Genomic DNA, 21,083 nt, shown 5'->3' with positions numbered 1-21,083 from the left:
TAAGACTGCTTTTTTTAAGGATGCGTAATATTTTTGAGTTGTTTTTAATGTAGTTGAGGTAGATGCTGCTGCACTTCAGTCGAAAGAGCTATTTGTTGGCGGTTTAGGAAAGATTGACGATCGCCCGATCGATCAATTGGGAGAAGAGTTCTCGATCGGCCTTTGAAATTCCAGTCATTGACTTCTCTCTGATATCTGCTACCAGCGGCGGCAACACCTCTTGCAGTTGCGTACCCGAGTCTGTCAGCCAAATGCGCCAAATGCGGCGATCGCGCGTGTCTCTCTCGCGGCGGACTAAACCTCTTTCTTCCATGCGATCGAGCACGCCTGTCAGTGTACCGCCTACCTGTTGCAGTTTGTCGCCAATACTGGAAGTTGGCAAGCCGTCTTCTTGCCACAAGCAGCAGAGTACCAACCAGTGAAATGGTGTCAGCCCAAATGGTTCGAGGATTTCTTGCAACCTGCGAGTCCCTAGCTGCCCTAGCAGTTTGATGCGGTAGCCCAGGCTGTGGGGGGCGAGAACGTCGTGCCACCTAGCTAGATATTTGCGATCGACTGTCGATGTAGTAACCATCTGTTTATTACTTAGCGTTCTTACTATAAGTGTAAGATGTTATTTGGGAGCTGTCAAGGGGCGATCGCAGATTTTCGGTCATCGGATTTGAGATTTGAGATAGAGTCGGCAGCAAGTAAGTCAGTATAATGAGGGCGATCGCCCACGCTCGATCGCAAAAAACAGCTAAATTTTCGTCAAACTTGTTTGGATTTCTTAATTATTCCTAAAATAGGAAGCTCAAAGTTGCGATCGCACTTTATTGTAGTCCCAGGAAATCAGTACACCAAGTTAAATAATACCGACGATAATAATTTGTTCTATTCCTATATAATTTAGTCTCTCAAGGAGTGATGAATGTGATGTGCGAAGAGCAAAGAAAAAAATTGCATCAAATCATTCAGCAATTAAAGAACGCCCAATCCGAGGTGGAAGAAGCCTACGAAACAACAATGATGAGTGATGCCAAATGGGCCGTGTCTCGCCTGTGCGATAATTTAAAAAAAGATGAGTCGATCGATCCGTCTATAAAGAGCCAGATACTGCCTTATTTTGAAGCCGCTCATTCAGCTATTCTTGGTCTTGAATCAACGTATAAACGAGCCGGAATGTGTGGTGACAAGCTGAATGAAGCAGAGTCTTGCATAATAAAAATACTGAGTAAACTCTGAAGATAATGATTTAAAACAGGAGCAGGCGAGTGCTGGAAAGTTTATCCTGGGGAATCTGTTTACATTTCTTAATTATTAGTAAAATAAGAAGAGTAAAGTTACGATCGCACATCGCACGTTATGCCACTCCAAGAAAATCAGCGCACCAAGTTAGACGATACAGACGACAATCTGTTCTATTCCTATCCCCGGTTTGTGACGCACGTAGACGAGGGATTCATTCAGCAACTAACCGACTTGTATCGGGAACGGCTGAAACCAAATACTCGGATTTTCGATATGATGAGCAGTTGGGTGTCTCACTTGCCCGAGGAAATGGAATTTGCTCATGTCGAAGGGCACGGGATGAATGAAGAGGAGTTGGCAAAAAATCCCCGACTGAATCATTATTTCGTGCAGAATTTGAACGCAAATCCTAAATTGCCGCTGCCGGATGCAGAGTTTGACGCGGTTGTCAACTGCGTTTCGGTACAATATTTGCAATACGCGGATGCAATTTTTGCGGAGATTCACCGGATTTTGAAGCCGGGGGGCGTAGCAATTATCAGTTTTTCCAACCGGATGTTTTATCAGAAAGCAATTGCCGCTTGGCGGGAAGGTTCGGAGGGCGATCGGGTAAAATTAGTTCAGGGTTACTTTAATTCTGTCAAAGGAGCGAACATACCCGGATTTAGCAAGCCGGAAGTAATTGCTAAACAGTCTAGCTTGCCGAGTTTTATGCAAATGCTGGGGATGGGAGGCGGCGATCCATTTTATGCAGTAGTTGCTTACCGCCAAAGTTAGGATTTTTTTAAATGTTCGTAGTGAGGACTTTAGTCCGCTGATTTTTTTGAGGACTAAAGTCTTTACTACAAACCGAGCTAGAGTTACGATCTTTATCTTAGAATATATTTAACAGTGGCTCCTCAAACATGGACAACCAACTTTTGCAACGCATCACACTCGATCCAAATATCTGTCACGGAAAACCCTGTATTCGCGGTCTCAGATATCCAGTAGAGTTGATTCTTGAATTACTCTGTTCAGGTATGAATGCTAAAGAAATTATAGATGATTGTGACGATTTAGAAGATGAAGATATTTATGCTGCTATAGTGTTTGTAGTGAGGACTTTAGTCCTCATAAATATTTTAGGACTGAAGTCCTCACTACAAACCTTTGTACAGTATCATCAAGTAGGTAAAACCTTGATATGAAGCCATATCAGCAAATAGAAATTGACGAATGCGGTGAGCCTTTAGTCCCAATTCCACCCGAACATTTTGCCTTTGAAATTCCGCACCCTTATCAAAAGTTGGGTGCTCCCTATCACAACAGCAAAGCAGATTCACCTTACTATTTGCGGCAAGGAGTTGTAGATAATCTGGTAGCAGCTAAAACGCATCTACAGCAAAATCATCAAAATTTGAAAATTCTCATATTTGATGCCTATCGACCCGTGGAAGTTCAGCAATTTATGGTAGATTATACTTTCAATCAAATTGCCGTAGCTCAAGGCTGCGAATTTCCAGTTTCCGAAGACCAACGCCAAGTTATTATAGAACACGTATATCAATTTTGGGCTGTGCCGAGCCTCGATCGCGCTACGCCTCCCCCTCACAGTACAGGCGCAGCTTTGGATATAACTTTAGTCGATGAAAATAATCGACAAATTGATATGGGTTCTCCGATTGATGAAATATCGGAACGTTCTTATCCCGATTATTTTGGTAATAGCAAAGACGCGCAAGAACAGCAATACCACCTGCACAGGCAAATATTGAAAGATGCGATGATAGTTGCTGGTTTTCAGCAACATCCTAACGAGTGGTGGCATTTTTCTGTGGGCGATCAGATGTGGGCGTGGTTGACAAATAACAAGAATAGTGGTAGTCAAGTTATCGCCCGATACGGCCACTATTAAACCATTTTAGATTTTAGATGACTGAATGCTCGATCGCTAGAAATCATTTGTTGGATTGGAACCGACAAGATATAGCGTTTCGACATCTCATATCAGGTAATCATGGGCATAGGGCATAGGGCATAGGGCATAGGGCATAGGGCATAGGGCATAGGGCATAGGGCATAGGGCATACCTCACTTTTTGAGAACCGCTATATTACAATACTTCGGACAGTTTTTTGACGACTCTGTAAGCGTTACAGCGTAAGCCCTGGCATTTTTAATGGTTTTTTTAAAACTCAGGACGCTTACTTAAAGATTGAAAAAATACTCATCCCTATAGCCATCAAAGGTTTGAGATACTCAATTATATCTAAAACTGTCCGAAGTATTGATATTAAAAACGTTCTTAATTGCTGAAACCCCTGCTTTGATTACTTCTGTCAACTGTCAACTGTCAACTGTCAACTGTCAACTGGTGTGCTGTCAACTGTCAACTGTCAACTCTTCCTTCTTTTTGATCGGCTATTGCCAGCGGGGTAGCTGTGCTTTAAAATTAACGAGAGCGAATAAGTGCAGGCAAGTCAAGCCAGCACCGCAAACCCTAAAGGATAACTTAGATTTCACCCAATGAAAGCACTCATCCTCTCTGGCGGCAAAGGAACACGCTTGCGTCCCCTCACCTATACGGGTGCTAAGCAGTTGGTTCCTGTGGCAAATAAGCCGATACTGTGGTACGGAATTGAAGGCATTGTGGCGGCTGGGATTACGGATATCGGGATTATTATTAGTCCTGAAACTGGTGAAGAGGTGAAGGCAAAAACAGGAGATGGCTCTCGCTTCGGTGCAAAAATTACTTATATCTTACAATCAGAGCCGGCGGGACTCGCTCATGCAGTAAAAATTGCTCGACCATTTTTGGGTGATTCTCCATTTATTATGTATTTAGGAGATAACTTAATTCAGAGTCAGTTAGATCCGTTTTTAGAGAATTTTAATAAGCAAAAACTAGACGCTCTAATTTTGCTGCGCCCAGTTCCTAATCCCAGTGCTTTCGGTGTAGCAAAGGTTGATGAGAACGGGCGAGTTTTACAGTTAGTAGAAAAACCCATAGTTCCGCCGTCTAATTTAGCACTGGTGGGGATTTACTTTTTTGCTCCTACTATTCACGAGGCGATCGATCAAATTCAACCCTCTGCCCGCGGGGAACTCGAAATTACTGATGCTATCCAACAGTTAATCAATCAAGAAAAACACGTAGAAGCCTGCAATTTAGATGGTTGGTGGTTGGATACGGGGAAAAAAGATGATTTGCTGAGTGCAAACCAAATCATTTTAGATAGCTGTATCGTAGCTTCAACTGAATTAAAAGTAGATGCCAAAAGTCAAATTATTGGGCGAGTGCAAATAGGCGAAGGCAGTGAAATTATTAATTCTACAGTTCGCGGGCCTGTGGTAATTGGGGAAAATTGCCGCATTGAAAATTGCTTTATCGGGCCTTACAGCAGTATTGCCGATCGCGTGACGATGGTTGATGCTGATATCGAACACAGTGTAATATTGCAAGGGGCGAAAATTGTTGGCATTCACCAGCGAATTGTTGACAGCGTGATCGGGCAGCGAGCTCAACTCACAAATGCGCCGCCGCGCCCTAAAGCGTTGCGGTTTATGATTGGTGATGACAGTCAAATCGAGTTAGTCTAACTTGGGATTTGCACTATTCTCGTAGGGGCAATTTACCCAGTGGTGCGGGTTGCTAACCCTACGAGATGGTGTGCCGAGGCGCACCATAAATTAAAAGGAGGCGACAGATTGCAGTACGAAGAAATACCGACTCAACAAATTATAGATAAATTGCGCCAAACTTTGGAGCCGCGAATTGGTATTGCTGAGTTGCCGCTGCCGGAAAGAGCAAAAAGTGCGATCGCCCAAAATGAAGATGACGAAGACATTGCCCTTCTCAAAGCGGGTTTTGACATTTATAACATTCCAATTACATCTTACCAAAGGCGGCTCGGTTCCGCAGTCATCGCCGTCAGAAAAATCGTCCGAAAATTGCTCAAGCCCGTACTAGACAGACAAGTAATTTATAATTTTGCCAATACTCGCGTCGTGCAAACATTGAGCACGCAGTTGCAAAAATTGCAAGAAAATCAACAAACTCTAGAGAAAAAACTTACATCGGAATTCAGCAGCGGGTTTCCCGAACTTACAGCACAGCTTGAGAGTCAACAACGGGCGATCGCAAATTTTCAGTCTGAAGTAGAGCAAATCAAAGCAGTACAGCAGCAACATACTGCTATTTTACAGGAGATTACCGCTCAATTGGGCGATCGACAACCATAAAGCATCAAAGATGACTACACTTCCTATATGCTCATTTATTATAGTTAACTATAATGGTCTGCGCCACACCAAAGACTGCTTAAAATCTCTACAAAAACTTGCGTACCCAGAATCACAACTCGATTTAATTGTAATTGATAATTGCTCTCAAGACGATTCCGTTAGTTCCCTGCGCGAACTGTTTCCCAAAGTTCGCATCTTTGTGAATACCGCCAACAACTTTGCCAAAGCCCTCAACCTCGGCATCAGCGAAGCAAAAGGGCAATACATCTGCTTTCTCAATAATGATGCAACTCTTGACAGTCAATGGCTGGAAATATTAGTTAAACGTCTAGACACTGACAGCCAAGTCGGTGCTGCTAGCGGCAAATTGTTGTTTAAAGACGGGCGAATTAATAGTGCGGGCATTCAGCAATTACCTAATTTTTATTGGCAAGATATCGGCTTTGGCGAAAAAGATTCGGGACAATATAATACAGAAAGGGAAGTAGAAGGGCTTTGTTGGGCGGCGGTGCTTTTCCGCAGGGAATGTCTGGAAAATGTCGGGCCGATTGATGAAGATTTTGTGATGTACTTTGAGGATGTAGAGTTTTCCAAACGCTGCCAAAAACGCGGTTGGAAAATGCTTTATACTCCCGCAGCTATCGCCCATCATGAGTATCGCGGTTCGAGTAAAGGTAGCAAACTCACTGAGTATTTTTGCAACCGCAATCGTTTTTTATATTTGGCGAAACACGAACCCCTGCAATTAGCTAAAGCAATTCATACTTCGGATTTTTTTACTAGCAAACAGTACGATTTACTGTTTGAGAGTTTGTTTGTGGCGATTAAAAAACTGCTAGATTGTCAGAAGCCGGAAATCGTCGCCACTGTACTGCCGCAGTTGACGGAAAAGTTGGCGGTGATTTACAGTAGAATGAAGATCGATCGCATTTTACCTCGATTGGAGGTGGTTAGGGGCGATCGCAAAATGTCGATCGCAATTTACGATCACGGATTGCATTTTATCGGCGGCGGACAAAAATACGTCGCTACCATCGCCTCGCTGCTGCAAAATGAATTTGACATTACCTTCATCGCCAACAAACCCGTTGCTGTTTCTGACTTAGAGTCGTGGTACGGGCTCAACCTTTCAGGATGCAAAATCAAGATTATTCCGTTGCAATTTTACGAGAAACGCGGAATGCAGTGCATCGATTCCAGTATCATCGCTGAGGATATGGAAAATCCGTTTGATGAAATTGGTAGAGAAAGCAAAAATTACGATATTTTTGTCAACGCCAACCAACTCGAAAAAGTCAAACCGCTGTCGCCGATATCAGTATTTTTCTGCCACTTTCCGAATACTTTTCGCAACCGTCATTTTGCTGTGGATGATTACACTTTTATTATTGCCAACAGTCAATTTACTGTCAAGTGGCTGGAGAAACGTTGGAATTTGCAACCCACTTTTATGCTGTATCCGCCCGTAGAAATGGCAACAGCTAAAGTGCCGAAGGAAAAGAGTATTTTAGCTGTGGGACAGTTTGAAGCTGGAGGAACAAAAAAGCAAATTGAACTAATTCAAGCTTTCCGCAATTTGCTAGCAGATTATCCCGATGAACTTCAAGGATGGCGGCTGATTTTAGCGGGTAGCAGTGTTCCGAAAAATCCTTATTTAAAGACGGTGCAGAATTTGTTGAAGCAGGATTCAAGGGCGATCGAACTTAAAGTCAATGGTTCCTTAGATGAGGTAAAATCGCTTTATGCTAAATCGAGTATATTTTGGCATGGCTGCGGTTTGGGTGAAGTCAATCCTCAAAGGTTTGAGCATTTTGGAATGGCAACGGTGGAAGCAATGCAAAACTGTTGTGCTCCGATCGCATTTTGTGGCGGTGGACAACCGGAAATTGTCGAACACGGGCGATCGGGCTTTTTGTTCAATACGGTTGAGGAACTTTGCCACTATTCACATCAACTAATTGTCAATCCCGATTTGCTGGCAGAACTTCAAGCTGGCGCACAGCAACGCAGTCAGAACTTTAGACTCCCACCTTTTGAACACAAAGTCAAGAGTTTTTTTGAGATTGTTCAGCAGGAGTATGCTACAATTCGGCTGCCAAATCCAGGCGAGATTGCTCAAATGCTCGATCGACCTTAAGCATACATTGACTCAGTTGACAGTTGACAGTTGACAGTTGACAGGACTTGACAAAAGAAGGAAAAGGATTAAAGTAATAAATCGTCTGATTTTAATTTCTCCCGATCGAGGTTCTGGCTTTCAACCAATTCTTTCTGGTAAGGAAAAGGCAGAAACGTAGACGGCGGTTAAAACCAGGCTTACACCAATTATGTCCGCCTCTGCTGGTTGAAGCAAACAACGTATTTTAACTGCCGGTTTTGCAACCTGCACTTCTCGTGTGAGTGTTTATATAGACGCGGTTTCAATCGCCTGATATTGTTCATATTAAAGTTTATTTTAATCTAAACTGTGTCCAATCCACTGTTAATCAATTTGTCATTTTTGACTCCCGAACCTACTGGAATCGGAACTTATGCAGCTAATCTTTTCCCGCAACTGCAACAGCTAGAACCAACATTACTCACTTCCCAGCAAATTGACAATTATAGTTGCTATCCAATCCCAGATAACATCACACCGGATCGAGGGCCAAAAGGACAAATCAACAGGCTGCTGTGGACTCAATTTGCATTGCCTAAAATTTACGACAAATTGCAGTCAAGCCTAATCTTTTCGCCGATTCCAGAAGCGCCTTTATATTCCAAATGCCGCTACATAGTTACGGTTCACGATTTGATTCCTTTACGATTCCCCCAAAAGTTCTCTCGGCTGACAGCTTATTTTCGCTACTACATCCCCCAGGTTTTGCGACAAGCCGAACATATTATTTGCGATTCCCAAGCAACGGCGACAGATGTTGCTAACTTTTATCAGATTTCGCGTCAGAAAATGACCGCAATTCCCCTAGCTTGTGATAATATTAATTTTCGATTTCTCGACTTGCCAGCTAAAAACTATTTTCTTTATACCGGAAGACACGATAGTTACAAAAACTTGGAAAGATTAATTGCTGCATTTGCAAGTTTACCCGATCGCACAAACTACGAACTTTGGCTAGCCGGGCCACCCAACGCCTACACCCCACAGTCGATCGCACAAGTAGAACAATTGGGTATACAATCTTTAGTAAAGTTTCTCGGTTACGTTCCCTACTCGCAATTGCCCGTACTGATGAATCAGGCGATCGCCCTAGTGTTTCCCACACTCTGGGAAGGATTCGGCTTGCCGATTTTAGAAGCAATGGCCTGCGGTACGCCAGTCATCACTTCCAACCTGTCATCGATGCCAGAAGTAGCCGGAGATGCGGCATTATTAGTCAATCCCTACAGCGTCGGAGAAATAGCCGCAGCCATGCAAACAGTAGCCACAGATTCCAAAGTGCGATCGCACTTAAAAAAAGCTAGCTTAGCGCGATCGACCGAATTTAGCTGGCACAAAACCGGACAAGCAACCGCCAAAATCTTACAACAATATCTGTAAATCTTCCCACTATTCTTTCCCCTCTCTGCGCCCTCTGCGCCCTCTGCGGTTAAATAAAAAAATCCCAACCAAAAAACCGCAATCCTCAACATCTGTAAATCTTCCCACTCTTCTTTCCCCTCTCCGCGCCCTCTGCGCCCTCTGCGGTTAAATAAAAAAATCCCAACCAAAAAACCGCAATCCTCAACATCTGTAAATCTTCCCACTCTTCTTTCCCCTCTCCGCGCCCTCTGCGCCCTCTGCGGTTAATCAAAAAAAAATCCCAACCAAAAAACCGCAATCCTCATATCACGCTATGCCAAACCCCCAACCAAACCTACTAATTAATCTCTCCTTCCTAATTTCCGAACCAACAGGCTTAGCCATCTACGCCAAAAACCTATTTCCCCACCTAAAAACCCTCAATCCAACCTTACTAACAGCCCAAAAAATACCCAATAATAACTGCTACGAAATCCCAGCCAACCTCACACCACAACAAGGAATCAAAGGACACATCAACCGATTGCTGTGGACACAAACCCAAATCCCCAAAATATACAAAAAGCTAAAATCTAACCTGTTATTTTCGCCAATTCCCGAAGCTCCTCTATTTCGCGGTTGTCGGTATATAATTACAGTACATGACCTAATAGCTTTACGATTTCCCCGCCGCTTCGATCCTTTAGCGGTTTATCACCGCTACTACATTCCCCAAGTGTTGCGACAGGCTGAACATATCATCTGCGATTCCGAGTCAACCGCCAATGATATTACTAACTTTTGTAAGATTCCAAGTTCTTTAATTACACGAATTTTTCCCGGCTACGATACCAGTTTTTTTAAGTTTCTCGACTTACCAACTAGCAATTATTTCCTGTATATGGGCCGCCACAATCCACATAAAAACGTCCAGCGAGTTGTAGCAGCCTTTGCGACTTTACCCAATAATTCCGAGTACGAATTGTGGATAACGGGATCGGAAGATCAACGCTATACGCCGCTGCTGAAGGCCCAGGTTCAAGAATTGGGATTGTCCGATCGCGTAAAATTCCTAAATTACCTCCCCGCGGCTGATTTGCCGAAAGTCATCAACCGGGCGATCGCCCTGGTATTCCCCAGTCTTTGGGAAGGATTCGGTCTCCCGGTGCTCGAAGCAATGGCCTGTGGCACTCCTGTCATCACTTCTAACCTATCTTCTATGCCGGAAGTCGGGGGGGATGCAGCATTGTTAGTCAATCCGTACAGCATCCAGGAAATAGCCTCTGCTATGCACGAGCTGGCAACAGATCCCAAAGCTCGATCGCACTTGCGGGAACTAGGTTTGGCCAGATCGAAACTGTTTAGCTGGGAAAAGACAGGCGTGGAAACTGCTGCTATTCTCGATCGATACAGTTGACAGTTGACAGTTGACAGTTGACAGTTGACAGTTGGAAGAGGGAAGAGGGAAGATTTGACAGTTGACAAAAGGAAGAGTTGACAGTTGAAAGAAGGAAAACAGAAGACGAAAGAAGAAAGATATTTCCCATCTCCCCATCTCCCCCTCTCCCCCTCTCCCCATCTCCCCATCTCCTCCCCCTCCCCTCCGCTTCACCGAGGCACTATAGGCCCTTTTACTTGTTGATACCCAACTGATCGCCGCGCTTGTATTGCTGGTAAGCAGCAAAAAACAGCCCCGCCAGAGTAACAAAGATTAAACCCAGAACAATACCTGAAAGCAGCGGTTCTACCATGAGAGCTCCTTAACGTTAAGATTTAACAATCTAATTTTAATATTACCAGCACTGAGACAGATGAATTTTCCTATTCTTGGGAGTTCTGGGGGTATCAGATCTTGATATCCCCGCTGGAAACGATTAAGCTATGTGATGAGAAATAAATTTTCTTGTAGATACTATTTTAAATTTGCACTCCTTTGAATCACCAAATTGCCACGAATGAAATTAAAAACCCGATCGAGCGACTGGTCATATTTGCGATAGCGGTGTTGCTTGCCATCATGTTGGCGACGATGACAATTCGTCAGTTTCAAGTTGCCGATCCCTACGTCAAAAGCGTACTTTCCCTTACTGGCGACCAGTTTCAGGGTTCCGCCATCTTTCAAATGAACTGTGCGGGGTGTCACATATCCGTCGGAGAGACTCAAGTTGGGCCCAACTTGCACCGAGTTTCAGAGCGCAAATCCGAATTCGAGCTGATCCGCCAAGTCACCAGCGGGCGAACCCCACCAATGCCACAGTTTCAGCCGAGCCCGCAAGAAATGGCCGACTTGCTGAAATATCTCCAACAAATTTAACAAAAAAAGGGGAACGGAATTTCGTTCCCCTAATCCTGATTGTCCAGCTAAGAGTAGGTGCGCGAAGTGTGCATCCTACTGTGGATTGGTGTCAACTTAACCCCGAAAACCTTTGTATCTCTCGTTTACCCTGAGCGTCGATCCCCCTAAATCCCCCTTAAGAAGGGGGACTTTGAGGAAAATCCTGTCCCCCCCTTAAGAAGGGGGGCTAGGGGGGATCTGGCTCCGATCGCCAAACAGAAGACAGCCACTAGGTTTGACGTTAAGTTGAAAGCGATGCCTACTAAGGACTACAGATTAAACCACCAGCACGTTAAAACTGCTTGCAGCTAACCGGTTGGGGACAACGCCCGTCAATATAGCCAAAGTCTGGTTGGTGCTGGCGATCGCGATCGCAGTTGAGCCGTTAGTTTCGGTTAACGACAGTTGACTGAAGTCCAAACCTCCCACCAACTGGATCGAATCAGATTCTGGTCTGAAGTTGATAATCGTGTCAGTGCCCTGAATCGCTGCCAATACAAAGTCTTGTGAGTTGCCATTAGCGATCAGAGTGTCATTGCCAAGGCCGCCAAAGAGCAAGTCATCGCCGGTGCCACCAAAGAGTATATCGTCGCCGCTGCCGCCCAGCAAGGTATTGTTACCGTCGCCACCGCAGAGAGTGTCATTACCTTGATCGCCCAATAGTATGTCGTCGCCGCCTTCTCCCAATAGCACGTCGTCGCCTTTGCCGCCGTACAATACGTCATCGCCATCGTCGCCACTTACCGAGTCGTTGCCGCGATTGCCGTAAAGAGTATCATCAGCTCGATCGCCAAAAATCAGGTCAAAGCCTTTACCACCAAAGATAGTATTGCCATCTTTGCCCCCGTAGATAGTATCGTTGCCGGTATTGCCATTGATGTAATCGCCGCCCTCTTGGCCGAAGATCAAATCGGCGCCGCCTAACCCGAAGATCGAGTCAGCATTGGCACTGCCCACGAGGGTATCGTTGCCGTTAGTGCCGTTGATGACACCGTTCCGCGAAGGACTGGGGGGCAGATTCGGAGGGGTAACCCTGGGGAAGGAATCGGGACAAACCAAATCTGTCACTAAAGGTGTCGGTGTCGGTGTCGGTGTCGGCGTCGGTTCTGGTGTCGGCGTCGGCGTCGGCGTCGGTGGTGTCGGTGGTGTTGGTGGTGTTGGCGGTGTCGGCGGCGTCGGTGGCGCAGGCGTCGGTGTTGGCGTCGGCGCAGGCGTCGGTGTCGGCGATGTCCTGCCAGGTGGTTCTGGCGTCGGTGTCGGCGTTGGTGAAGGTGTCGGTGTTGTTATAACCGAATTCCCGAAGTTGATGCCGCTGACAATAGCGCCCGAAGCCAGCACGATGTCGGCGGGGTTGGGGCTGCTTTGAGTGAAACCAACTGGCACGACTTCCCGGACGCGGTAGGTTGCCGGCGCTAGGTTCGCGAACAGGTAGTTGCCGCTGTTGTCTGTGGTAGTAGTAACAGGAGCAGCAGCAGGAGCTCCTGGGGTGGGTGCTACGACTTTGGTCAACTGAATTTGGACATTGGGTAAACCCGGTTCTCCGGCATCCTGAACGCCATTCTTGTTGTTGTCTTGGAACTTCAGACCGCGGATCTGGCCCGGTTGCGGCAAGAAGTTGCCGAAGTTAATGCCGGTGGGTTTTTCTCCGGCTTTAGCTATAACAACGTCGGCAGGGAGCGCGGTTGTCAGAGTCCAGCCGGTTTGCTGAACTTCCCTTACCTGGTGAGTGCCTACAGGTACGTCGTCGATCGTGTAGTTGCCATCCTTATCGGTGATGGTAGTCAATTCGCCCTGTTGGAAGACTCCATCCTTGTTGGTATCTACAAAGATTTGCCAGTTTTGTAGGCCCGGTTCTGTGGCATCCTTAACGCCGTTGTTGTTGAGGTCACTGAACTTTTGACCGCTAATCGTGCTCGCCTCGAAGAAGTTGCCGAAGTTGTTGTTTTGGGAGTCTTGACCGCTGGTGAGGGCGATCCTGTAGGCACCTGAAAGGGTAGGCGCGGTGCCGCTGGCTGCCGGGGCGATTTGCGTCCAGCCCGGTTCTACTAACTCCCGGACGTTGTAGGTGGCGAATGGCAAGTCGTTGAACTGGTACTTACCGGTGATATCGGTGACAGTAGCGGTTTCGGTTGGCTCTAGCGTGCCGTTGTTGTTGGCATCTAGGTAGATTCTCCAGCCTGCTAGCGCTGGTTCGCCGGCATCTTGGACACCATTTTTGTTGCGATCGTTAAATTTGATCCCGCTAATCTTGCCAACCTGGAAGTTCCCGAAGTTGGTGGGAAGGGCGGCGGTGTTGGCAATGTTAACGCCACTTGCGGTAGTAAGCCTCGTGGCGGCTGGGGGAACAGGGAAAGTTTGCTGCCAACCAGTCTTTTGCTCTTCCCGCAGGAGGAATGTACCAGCCCCAACTTCAGTAAAGGTGTAATTCCCAGAGGCATCCGTGGTAGTCGATCGCGGTACTGCTGTGCCGATAAAGGTCTGTGGTTCTAGTAAGATTTTCCAGCCTTCTAATCCTGGTTCGGTGCCCTCTTTGACCCCATTCCCGTTGAGGTCGTTGAACTTCTGACCGGTGATAGTGACGTTTTTGAAAATGCCGAAGTTCTGCCCGACGACGGGTTTACCGCTTTCGGTAGTAACCGCAATAGCCGGATTTGTGCCAGCGGGGAAAGAGATGCTGGAGCTGGCCGGGGGAACGGCTTGTATCAGGTACTTGCCCGGGCCGATGTCCGCGAAGCTGTAATCTCCTGTTGCCGTAGTCGTTTGCGGAGTGCCGACAACTGTATCTGTGGCGGCTTGGAATATTCCGTCGCCGTTGGTGTCTCTGTAGAGATTGACTACGACGCCCGGTAATACGGTGTCGTCGGGAGTGAAACCGTTGCCTGCGAGGTCGGTGAAGGTTTTGCCCGCGATCGTAGTTTTTAGGAAATTACCGAAGTTAGCGTTAGGGACATCAGCAGTACCTGTAGAGGGCGGAGTCGGACCGACAGTCTGCACCCAACCTGGTGGTAACGTTTCGGCGATCGCAGTGTTTGCCTTAGTATCCGTAAGGGTGTACTGACCGAGAGTTGCAGGAACGCTAGAGCTAACAGCAGTAGTGACAGATGTAGTAGAAGTCGGGGTTCCTGCGGTAATGGTAAAATTCCCTAGACCTGGATCTGTCGCAGCTTTAACGCCGTCGCCGTTGATATCGTTGAATTTCTGACCCTGAACAACTGGGCCATACTCGTAAGCACCGATGTCAATAGTTGGTTTACCAACGAGAGTATTGTCAATTTTGCGAGGGAAACCAGTGCCGCGTTGGTCGAAAGCAGTAGTGCCCACTACCGTTATGGTTGGGTCGCCTCCACCAATTGCCGGATTAGTGCTCGTGGTGACGACGGGGTTGCTAACTAGGGCGAGGGTGAAAGGAGCGGGAGCAGTTGCGCCGTTGAGTCCGGCAGCAGCGGCTGGTGCTAATACCGTCGCTAGAGGAACCGCTAATGCCTGACCTGTTAAACCGGTGCTAGTGCCTAGAACTCCAATCAGGTTGTTGTTTCCTGTAAATGCCCCTGTAACATCGGGGTTGGTAGTAGCTGTGTTGCCAGCGACGATCGTATTTTTGACCGTGACAGTACCGCCGTTGTTGTAAATTCCTCCGCCATTAGCAATCAGACTGGCCGGTGTACCAACTGTCGCTGCTGTGGCAGAGTTATAGGCGATCGTGTTGTTAGTCAGGGTAGCTGTGGCACCAAAGTTGACAAAAATTGAACCGCCTGCGGCTGTACCCGCACCTGCGGTAGCAGCACCAGCATTTCCACCCCTGACTGTATTGCTATATAAGGTGCTGTTGGTCAAGGTCAAGTTGCCGCCGCCGACAAAAATCGCACCACCCAAACCAGCACCACCGCCACCTGCGGCAGCGACAGCAGTCCCACCAGGGGTAAAGAGATTGATCGCAGTGCTGAGACCGGGAGTAGCTCCCGCGCCACCACCGCCACCGAAGCCTCCAACACCTCCTGCACCGTTAACACCAGCAAGAGCAGGGGGAGTAGAAGTACCACCAGTACCGCCTGCACCGCCACCGCCCCCGAAGCCACCAGCACCGCCAGCGCCACCAGTACCACCGCCACCGTTGGTCGTAGCGCCCGTACCGCCATTCCCGCCAGCACCGCCAGCACCACCGCCACCACCAATAGAGCCGCTCACACCAGCGCCACCAATACCGCCAATGCCACCTACGCCAGCAGGCCCGACTCCATTACCACCTGCCCCAGCAGCACCACCATTACCAGCCGGAGCGCCTGCGGAGAATCCAGGAGAACCGTTGTTTCCGGGGTTACCATTGGGGGTAAAACTACCACCTGCGGTGGCTGCTGTTGGGAAAGCAACGCCTGGGCTGCCTCCAAAGGGAACACCACCGAAATCAGCAGTGCCACCTTTGCCACCGATTCCAGCAGCACCTGCACCACCGATAGCCTGGTTATTCGAGAAAGTCACTCTGTCAACTATTACAGTGCCGCTGTTGATAAAAAGTGCGCCCCCTAAACCCGCAGCACCACCACCACCACCACCAGCCGGTGCGATTCCTCCTACTGCTGTTGCAGAATCAATGGTGAGGTTGGAAATGTTAACTGGGCCGGTACTATCAACGACAAAGGCTCGGGCTGTCGGAGTACCGGTGATTTTGAAACCGCCACCAACAATATTTGTAGGGCCGGTAATTCTGGGTAGCAACCCTGTCAGGGTAAAGTTGCTCTTAATGTTGATTGTGTCTGGGCCATCGTTGGTGTTGGCAACTTTAATAGCATTGTCTAGTTCGCTAAAATTGTTAACGTCTAGGGTAAGGGGAATCAGGACTCCACTGTAAGCTTCCCTCGCCTCTTGGGAAAATGCTAAAGGTGTTTCTATTTTCCCTGTAGTTACTTCCAACACCCAGTCTCCGCCCAGCGCGGCACTGCCGGTCAAGTTATCGGATGCGGCAATATTTGCCCCCGTGAGCTGGCTCAGCCTTTGGACGAAGGCGACACCGGCTTCTGTGGCGGCGACGTTGCAACCGTAAAGCAGAATTTCTGGTTTAGCAGTAGTTGAAGAGTTCGAGTTTGCTTCGGCTGCTGGCAAAGCAAACCATTTTTCTAAATAATTGCGGTAGGTTTCAATGTTGCTGAGATTGAGTTCTGTGCTTCCCAGTTGCAGGCTGGCTGCTGAGCCGTGAGACAGAATATGAACTGCTGCAATGTTTTGCCGCTGTTTAAGTGTTTCGGCGATTTGCGCGATGCCGTCGCGATCGGCCTTGAGAATAATAACTTCTGTATCGGAATTCGCGGTTTTCGTTAAACTTTCGCAATCTTTAACTTGTGAATCCGCAAAAACTATCTGGTGTTTCCGTTCTTTATAGAGTTCCATGATTAAATTCCTCTGGTACACACACACATTAAATTCATAGCACAAACCAAACGCAGCAGCGATCGATCTTATTCCGCTGCGGATGCAAGTCGTTGACAAAGCCCTGGAAGACGATCGCCCTAACTTTCACCTCAATGGAAGATTGACAAAAACCTTTTTTTATGCTCTCCTAGGATATACTAAGTTTAGTTTGATTGTGTAGAAGTTTGCAAGGTAGATATTGTTCCGGATGTTACAAAAATATTTGAGAAGACTGGCGCCTAGTTTTTGATGCGATTACACTCTGTCAGGTACAACGTTTTGTCATAAATGTCAAGCAAAAAAATAACTAATGGCGATCGATATTTGTCAGTAAAAAGTCATCAGTCGCGGCGATCGGCTGTAAACTGATGTTATTTGGTATTTTTGGGCTAAGGAATGATAGTTTGGGCGATCGCAAAACCGCAATAAAATTGGTTCGTAGTGAGGACTTCAGTCCTAGTCTTAATAAGGACTAAAGTCCTCACTACAAACGTTTACCAAGTTTCCTCATCGGGATGATTGGAATTGCTCCAGATTTCCACATCTAAATCGTTGAGATAAATCAGAGCACTTTCAATTTGTTGGCTTGTACCGTTAAGCTCCAAATCAAACCAACCGTCATCGGAATTTTTTCCACCCAACAAAGCTGCATTAAAATTTACCTTTAAACCGTGTTCCGAAATCAGGTTAGAGATGACAGGTTCCTGATGGTATTCTTTGGGAATGCGAATCCGAATGCGGGTTTGAGTTGGTCTGCTGTCTCCTGACTCAGTGTGCGGTATGTCTGATTGTTGAGTTTGGTGGAAATTGTCGATCGGCTCAAATTCAGGTTCGGTATTGTTATTGTTGTGATTTAACATTTCAACCTCCAATGTTTGTTTCTGTTTGCAGATTCCACCAATATCTGGTAGGGTGCCTCGCTGCGAGATTTTCCAGCTTTCAAGGAGATTGTCGAAGGCGACGCACCCTATCAATGACTAATGACTAATGCTGTTCACGAGCGGGGACGCTCGCACTAACTAATAACGTTCGCGAGCGGGGACGCTCGCACTAACTAATAACGTTAGACTTTGGCGAGCGGGGACAGCACTAATGACTAATGACTAATGACTAATGACTAATGACTAATGACTAATGACTATTCCTTAACTTCCTTAATGGTAGTTTTTCGTTCCAAAATCTCCTTAAGCACCAGAGTAACAACCGCTAAAAAACCGAGAACTACCGCAGCGGAAAAAGCTGCTTGCGTCGCGTACTGCTTGTAAGCATCCTCGACAAACAAAGGCAAAGTCTGAGTTTTTTTAGCAATATTTCCCGATACCACAGAAACAGCTCCAAATTCTCCCATTGCCCTAGCATTTGTCAAAATCACACCGTAAAGCAAGCCCCAGCGAATATTCGGCAGCGTCACATTCCAGAAGATTTGCCAATCATTTGCTCCCAAAGTTTTCGCAGCTTCTTCTTGATCGGTTCCCACTTCTTCTAAAACAGGAATCACTTCGCGGGCAACAAAAGGTAGAGTGACAAAAGCAGTAGCTAGCACCATTCCTGGCAAAGCAAAGATAATCCTAATCCCGGCACTTTCCAGCCACGGGCCGAACCATCCCAGCCTACCGTAAAGCAGTACAATCATTAAACCTGCGACTACGGGAGAGATGGCAAACGGCACGTCTAAAATGGTGATTAATAGGGTACGTCCGGGAAATTTGTTGCGGCCGATTACCCAAGCTGCACACAAACCAAATACTGTGTTTATAGGTACAACTATCAGAGCTATCAGCAGGGTAAGTTGGGCTGCTGATAGAAAATCTGGTGAGGTTAAGTTGGCGAAAAATGGCTCGATTCCCTTTTTGAAAGCTTGGTAAAAAACGTTGAGGGTTGGGATAAATAAGACGAGGGCGAGATAGCCGATCGCAATTCCGATCAACGTTGGCTTTACCCATGCTTTTTCGTTACCCCGCGACGAACCCGCTGGCGGAACTGTGTAATTTTTAGATAAATTGATATCACCCGTCATAGCGTCTCCTCCAGGCCTGTAAAATATTAATTGTGAACAGCATTGCTAGGGAAATTCCTAACATGACAGTGCCGATGACTGTGGCTCCTGCATAGTCGTACTGTTCCAATCTTTGGAAAATTAAAACAGGTGCAATTAAATCTTTAAACGGTACGTTAGCTGCTACAATTACCGTCGAACCGTACTCGCCAACGGCTCGGGAAAATCCGAGAGCAACTCCGGTTAAAATTGACGGAAAGAGCGGCGGTAAAACAACTCGCCAAAAGGTTTGAAATTGAGAAGCACCCAAGCACCAAGCTGCTTCTTCGATGTCTTTTTCCATTTCGTGTAAAACTGGCTGTACAGTTCGCACGATGAAGGGTAAGGAAATAAAGATCATGGCTACGCCTACGCCCAAGCGAGTGAATGATATTTTGATTCCCAATGGTGCAAATAGGGAGCCGATCCAGCCGTTATCGCTGTAAACTGTGGCGAGGGTTAAACCTGCGACGGATGTTGGTAGCGCAAAGGGTAAATCGACTGCTGCATCGACAATGCGTTTTAAGGGAAAGTCGTAGCGGACTAATACCCAGGCTATTAATGTGCCGAAAACTCCGTTGATTAGGGCGGCGATTAATGATGTGACGAAGGTGACATCGTAGGCGGAAAGGGCGATCGGGCTTGTAGCGATTTTCCAAAATTCGCCGGGGTTTGCTGTGCTCGCTTTTAGCAGCATGGCTGTGACTGGGAGAAGTAGCATGAGGCTGAGGTAGCCGATGGTGATTCCCCAAGGTAGTGTGATTTTGCCGATCGCTCTTTTGATATTTGCGATCGCCGATTGAGAGTTGGTTGCTGGAGATGATACTGCCATTTAGGTTTGAGTATTTCTTCGTTTGTAGTAAGGAATGCAAATCCTTGAAAAGCTAATATTTTGGGGAGGACTGAAGTCCGAACGATCGAACCGTTTGGAGAGGACTGAAGTCCTCACTACGAGCGGGTAATTCGGGAATTAGCGTTTAATAGATCCTTGGATTTTGTCAAACGTGGCTCCGTCATCAAAGAATTTCTTCTGAATTTCTCCCCAACCTCCCAAATCTTTAGCTGTAAATAGGGTTTTGACGGCGGGATATTTTTGGGCAAATTCTGCTTCTTTGGCTACTGTCTCATCTACTGGGCGAAATCCTGCTTTGGCAAATTCTCGCTGGGCTTCTGGAGTGTACAGATACTTGACAAAGGCTTCGGCGACTTCGCGATTGCCGTGTCTATCCACGTTTTTATCGACGATCGCAATCGGATTGTCGATCGACACATTCACATCTGGAATAGCATAACTCGGTTTTTCGCCTTTCTGAGCTACTAAAATAACTTCGTTTTCGTAGTTGATTAAGGCGTCGCCTTGGCCTTGTTTAAAAAATACATCCATAGCTTCACGGGCATCTTTAGTCAGAATCGGAACGTTTTTGTAAACTTTGGTAGTAAAGTCTAATGCTTTGGTGTCGTCTCCTCCGGTTTTGAGAATCGAACCCCAAAGTGCTAGGAAATTCCAACGAGCAACTCCTGAGGTTTTGGGATCGGCGGTAATTAATTTAACTCCGTCTTTGCTTAAATCTTCCCAGGTTTTAATGCCTTTGGGATTACCTTCGCGGGTAACTATTGCAGCTACGGATTTGCTGACGATGCCGCCCTTGGGAAATTCTTTTTCCCAGCCCGGTTGGATGAGTCCGGCTTTCTCGATTTTCGAGGTGTCGAGGGCGAGGGCTAGGTGTACGATATCTGCTTCTAATCCGTCAATTACTGCTCTAGTTTGGGAACCGGAACCGCCATAACTTTCGCTGAAGGTGACGGTTTGTCCTTTTTCTTTTTGCCATTGTTCGACAAATTTGGGAATTATCGCTGCGTGGGCGGCTTTGGTGACGGCGAAGGAAACGAGGGTTAATTCTACTTTGCCTTTTTTGGCTGGGTTAGCACCGCCTGGAGTGGTGGCGGAGTTGTTCGGGGTTCCCTGCTGGCAGGATACAATTGCCAAACTTAAAGTTATTCCTACTACAAATAGCGACACAAATCTTTTCAGTGCAGCGAGCGATCGATTTTTGCCAATTGGTAGCTGTTGTGGTCGGTGAAATTGTTGAGTTAGGTGTTGCAACGGGCTCATAAAAACACTCGGTAAGTGGAAAACTCAGAGACTTTAGTCCTGAGAGGGAAACGAAGAAAGCGGTTTCAACCGCCGTGAATCCCCTTGCGGGGTAGAGGGGTATGGTTGCCCCTCTGCGGAGATATGGTTGTCTCCAAGCCCTTACGGGTAATGTTAGGCAACGCCCAATGTTATGAGAGCTTGAGAGACCTGCAACACTGTTGAGCGTGACTTTCAAACTGTTTAATTGCAGATGACAGAG

The 21,083-nt window shown here is 46.9% G+C and carries 19 protein-coding genes; 11 read left to right on the top strand and 8 right to left on the bottom strand.

Features of this window, described 5'->3' with window-relative positions; translation table 11 throughout:
- Nucleotides 1–103: 103 nt before the first annotated feature.
- Nucleotides 104–574 carry a MarR family winged helix-turn-helix transcriptional regulator gene (locus QZ918_RS06865; protein ID WP_293147828.1) on the bottom strand — a complete coding sequence of 157 codons (471 nt, stop codon included), beginning with the start codon at nucleotides 572–574 and terminating at the stop codon, nucleotides 104–106.
- A 338-nt stretch (nucleotides 575–912) separates the two neighbouring features.
- On the opposite strand from QZ918_RS06865, the gene QZ918_RS06860 reads away from it, so the two are divergent.
- The 10 genes from QZ918_RS06860 to QZ918_RS06815 all read left to right on the top strand — a co-directional run bounded on the left by QZ918_RS06860 (nucleotide 913) and on the right by QZ918_RS06815 (nucleotide 10,373).
- Complete coding sequence (locus tag QZ918_RS06860; protein ID WP_293332745.1) at nucleotides 913–1,224, top strand: hypothetical protein; 312 nt, start codon at nucleotides 913–915, stop codon at nucleotides 1,222–1,224.
- A 120-nt stretch (nucleotides 1,225–1,344) separates the two neighbouring features.
- Nucleotides 1,345–2,007: a class I SAM-dependent methyltransferase gene (locus QZ918_RS06855; RefSeq protein ID WP_293332743.1), complete on the top strand. Its 663-nt coding sequence runs from the start codon at nucleotides 1,345–1,347 to the stop codon at nucleotides 2,005–2,007.
- Between the two features lie 128 nt (nucleotides 2,008–2,135).
- Complete coding sequence (locus QZ918_RS06850; RefSeq protein WP_293332741.1) at nucleotides 2,136–2,420, top strand: DUF433 domain-containing protein; 285 nt, start codon at nucleotides 2,136–2,138, stop codon at nucleotides 2,418–2,420.
- The gene (locus QZ918_RS06845) at nucleotides 2,417–3,127 is read left to right on the top strand and encodes a M15 family metallopeptidase (protein WP_293332739.1); all 711 of its coding nucleotides are present in this window, start codon (nucleotides 2,417–2,419) and stop codon (nucleotides 3,125–3,127) included. The genes QZ918_RS06850 and QZ918_RS06845 overlap by 4 nt, the downstream gene beginning before the upstream one ends.
- Nucleotides 3,128–3,499: 372 nt before the next feature.
- On the top strand, nucleotides 3,500–3,742 hold the full coding sequence (locus QZ918_RS06840; protein ID WP_293332737.1) for a hypothetical protein: 243 nt from the start codon (nucleotides 3,500–3,502) through the stop codon (nucleotides 3,740–3,742).
- Complete coding sequence (locus QZ918_RS06835; protein WP_293147840.1) at nucleotides 3,739–4,812, top strand: glucose-1-phosphate thymidylyltransferase; 1,074 nt, start codon at nucleotides 3,739–3,741, stop codon at nucleotides 4,810–4,812. The genes QZ918_RS06840 and QZ918_RS06835 overlap by 4 nt, the downstream gene beginning before the upstream one ends.
- Nucleotides 4,813–4,920: 108 nt before the next feature.
- The gene (locus QZ918_RS06830; RefSeq protein ID WP_293332735.1) at nucleotides 4,921–5,454 is read left to right on the top strand and encodes a hypothetical protein; all 534 of its coding nucleotides are present in this window, start codon (nucleotides 4,921–4,923) and stop codon (nucleotides 5,452–5,454) included.
- A gap of 10 nt (nucleotides 5,455–5,464) precedes the next feature.
- Nucleotides 5,465–7,594 carry a glycosyltransferase gene (locus QZ918_RS06825; protein WP_293332732.1) on the top strand — a complete coding sequence of 710 codons (2,130 nt, stop codon included), beginning with the start codon at nucleotides 5,465–5,467 and terminating at the stop codon, nucleotides 7,592–7,594.
- Nucleotides 7,595–7,924: 330 nt separating this feature from the next.
- Entirely contained in the window at nucleotides 7,925–8,995 is a 1,071-nt protein-coding gene (locus QZ918_RS06820; protein ID WP_293332729.1) for a glycosyltransferase family 4 protein, read from the top strand.
- 295 nt (nucleotides 8,996–9,290) lie between these two features.
- Complete coding sequence (locus QZ918_RS06815) at nucleotides 9,291–10,373, top strand: glycosyltransferase family 4 protein (RefSeq protein WP_293332727.1); 1,083 nt, start codon at nucleotides 9,291–9,293, stop codon at nucleotides 10,371–10,373.
- Here the strand turns inward: QZ918_RS06815 and QZ918_RS06810 are convergent.
- Both QZ918_RS06810 and petG read right to left on the bottom strand, forming a co-directional pair.
- Entirely contained in the window at nucleotides 10,351–10,503 is a 153-nt protein-coding gene (locus QZ918_RS06810; protein ID WP_293332725.1) for a hypothetical protein, read from the bottom strand. The two genes, QZ918_RS06815 and QZ918_RS06810, sit on opposite strands and share 23 nt — an antisense overlap.
- Before the next feature lie 84 nt (nucleotides 10,504–10,587).
- Nucleotides 10,588–10,707 (bottom strand): cytochrome b6-f complex subunit V, encoded by a 120-nt coding sequence (petG, locus tag QZ918_RS06805; RefSeq protein WP_006632329.1) that lies wholly within the window; start codon nucleotides 10,705–10,707, stop codon nucleotides 10,588–10,590.
- Between the two features lie 182 nt (nucleotides 10,708–10,889).
- On the opposite strand from petG, the gene QZ918_RS06800 reads away from it, so the two are divergent.
- Nucleotides 10,890–11,270, top strand: coding sequence for a c-type cytochrome (locus tag QZ918_RS06800; protein WP_293147850.1), 381 nt, complete (start codon nucleotides 10,890–10,892; stop codon nucleotides 11,268–11,270).
- A 297-nt stretch (nucleotides 11,271–11,567) separates the two neighbouring features.
- Here QZ918_RS06800 and QZ918_RS06795 read toward each other — a convergent pair whose 3' ends face one another.
- The 5 genes from QZ918_RS06795 to QZ918_RS06775 form a co-directional block, all read right to left on the bottom strand.
- Complete coding sequence (locus QZ918_RS06795; RefSeq protein WP_293332723.1) at nucleotides 11,568–16,673, bottom strand: DUF4347 domain-containing protein; 5,106 nt, start codon at nucleotides 16,671–16,673, stop codon at nucleotides 11,568–11,570.
- A gap of 515 nt (nucleotides 16,674–17,188) precedes the next feature.
- Nucleotides 17,189–17,554, bottom strand: coding sequence for an NIL domain-containing protein (locus QZ918_RS06790; protein ID WP_293332721.1), 366 nt, complete (start codon nucleotides 17,552–17,554; stop codon nucleotides 17,189–17,191).
- A 278-nt stretch (nucleotides 17,555–17,832) separates the two neighbouring features.
- Complete coding sequence (gene cysW, locus QZ918_RS06785) at nucleotides 17,833–18,711, bottom strand: sulfate ABC transporter permease subunit CysW (RefSeq protein WP_293332719.1); 879 nt, start codon at nucleotides 18,709–18,711, stop codon at nucleotides 17,833–17,835.
- Nucleotides 18,701–19,561, bottom strand: coding sequence for a sulfate ABC transporter permease subunit CysT (gene cysT / locus QZ918_RS06780; protein WP_293332717.1), 861 nt, complete (start codon nucleotides 19,559–19,561; stop codon nucleotides 18,701–18,703). The genes cysW and cysT overlap by 11 nt, the downstream gene beginning before the upstream one ends.
- Before the next feature lie 138 nt (nucleotides 19,562–19,699).
- Nucleotides 19,700–20,842: a sulfate ABC transporter substrate-binding protein gene (locus QZ918_RS06775; RefSeq protein ID WP_293332715.1), complete on the bottom strand. Its 1,143-nt coding sequence runs from the start codon at nucleotides 20,840–20,842 to the stop codon at nucleotides 19,700–19,702.
- Between the last annotated feature and the right edge of the window lie 241 nt (nucleotides 20,843–21,083).

The sequence above is a fragment of the Microcoleus sp. CAWBG58 genome, assembly GCF_020883045.1.
In the GTDB taxonomy this organism is placed as follows: domain Bacteria; phylum Cyanobacteriota; class Cyanobacteriia; order Cyanobacteriales; family Microcoleaceae; genus Microcoleus.
Note: the sequence above shows the minus strand (reverse complement) of the source record. Positions and strands in the feature narration are given on the sequence as shown.

Excerpts from the sequence above, each read along its gene's own strand:
- QZ918_RS06865 (WP_293147828.1), bottom strand. The coding sequence starts at position 574 with ATGGTTACTACATCGACAGTCGATCGCAAATATCTAGCTAGGTGGCAC.
- QZ918_RS06855 (WP_293332743.1), top strand. The coding sequence starts at position 1,345 with ATGCCACTCCAAGAAAATCAGCGCACCAAGTTAGACGATACAGACGAC.
- QZ918_RS06850 (WP_293332741.1), top strand. The coding sequence starts at position 2,136 with ATGGACAACCAACTTTTGCAACGCATCACACTCGATCCAAATATCTGT.
- QZ918_RS06845 (WP_293332739.1), top strand. The coding sequence starts at position 2,417 with ATGAAGCCATATCAGCAAATAGAAATTGACGAATGCGGTGAGCCTTTA.
- QZ918_RS06835 (WP_293147840.1), top strand. The coding sequence starts at position 3,739 with ATGAAAGCACTCATCCTCTCTGGCGGCAAAGGAACACGCTTGCGTCCC.
- QZ918_RS06825 (WP_293332732.1), top strand. The coding sequence starts at position 5,465 with ATGACTACACTTCCTATATGCTCATTTATTATAGTTAACTATAATGGT.
- QZ918_RS06815 (WP_293332727.1), top strand. The coding sequence starts at position 9,291 with ATGCCAAACCCCCAACCAAACCTACTAATTAATCTCTCCTTCCTAATT.
- QZ918_RS06810 (WP_293332725.1), bottom strand. The coding sequence starts at position 10,503 with ATGGGAAATATCTTTCTTCTTTCGTCTTCTGTTTTCCTTCTTTCAACT.
- petG (WP_006632329.1), bottom strand. The coding sequence starts at position 10,707 with ATGGTAGAACCGCTGCTTTCAGGTATTGTTCTGGGTTTAATCTTTGTT.
- QZ918_RS06795 (WP_293332723.1), bottom strand. The coding sequence starts at position 16,673 with ATGGAACTCTATAAAGAACGGAAACACCAGATAGTTTTTGCGGATTCA.
- QZ918_RS06790 (WP_293332721.1), bottom strand. The coding sequence starts at position 17,554 with ATGTTAAATCACAACAATAACAATACCGAACCTGAATTTGAGCCGATC.
- cysW (WP_293332719.1), bottom strand. The coding sequence starts at position 18,711 with ATGACGGGTGATATCAATTTATCTAAAAATTACACAGTTCCGCCAGCG.
- cysT (WP_293332717.1), bottom strand. The coding sequence starts at position 19,561 with ATGGCAGTATCATCTCCAGCAACCAACTCTCAATCGGCGATCGCAAAT.
- QZ918_RS06775 (WP_293332715.1), bottom strand. The coding sequence starts at position 20,842 with ATGAGCCCGTTGCAACACCTAACTCAACAATTTCACCGACCACAACAG.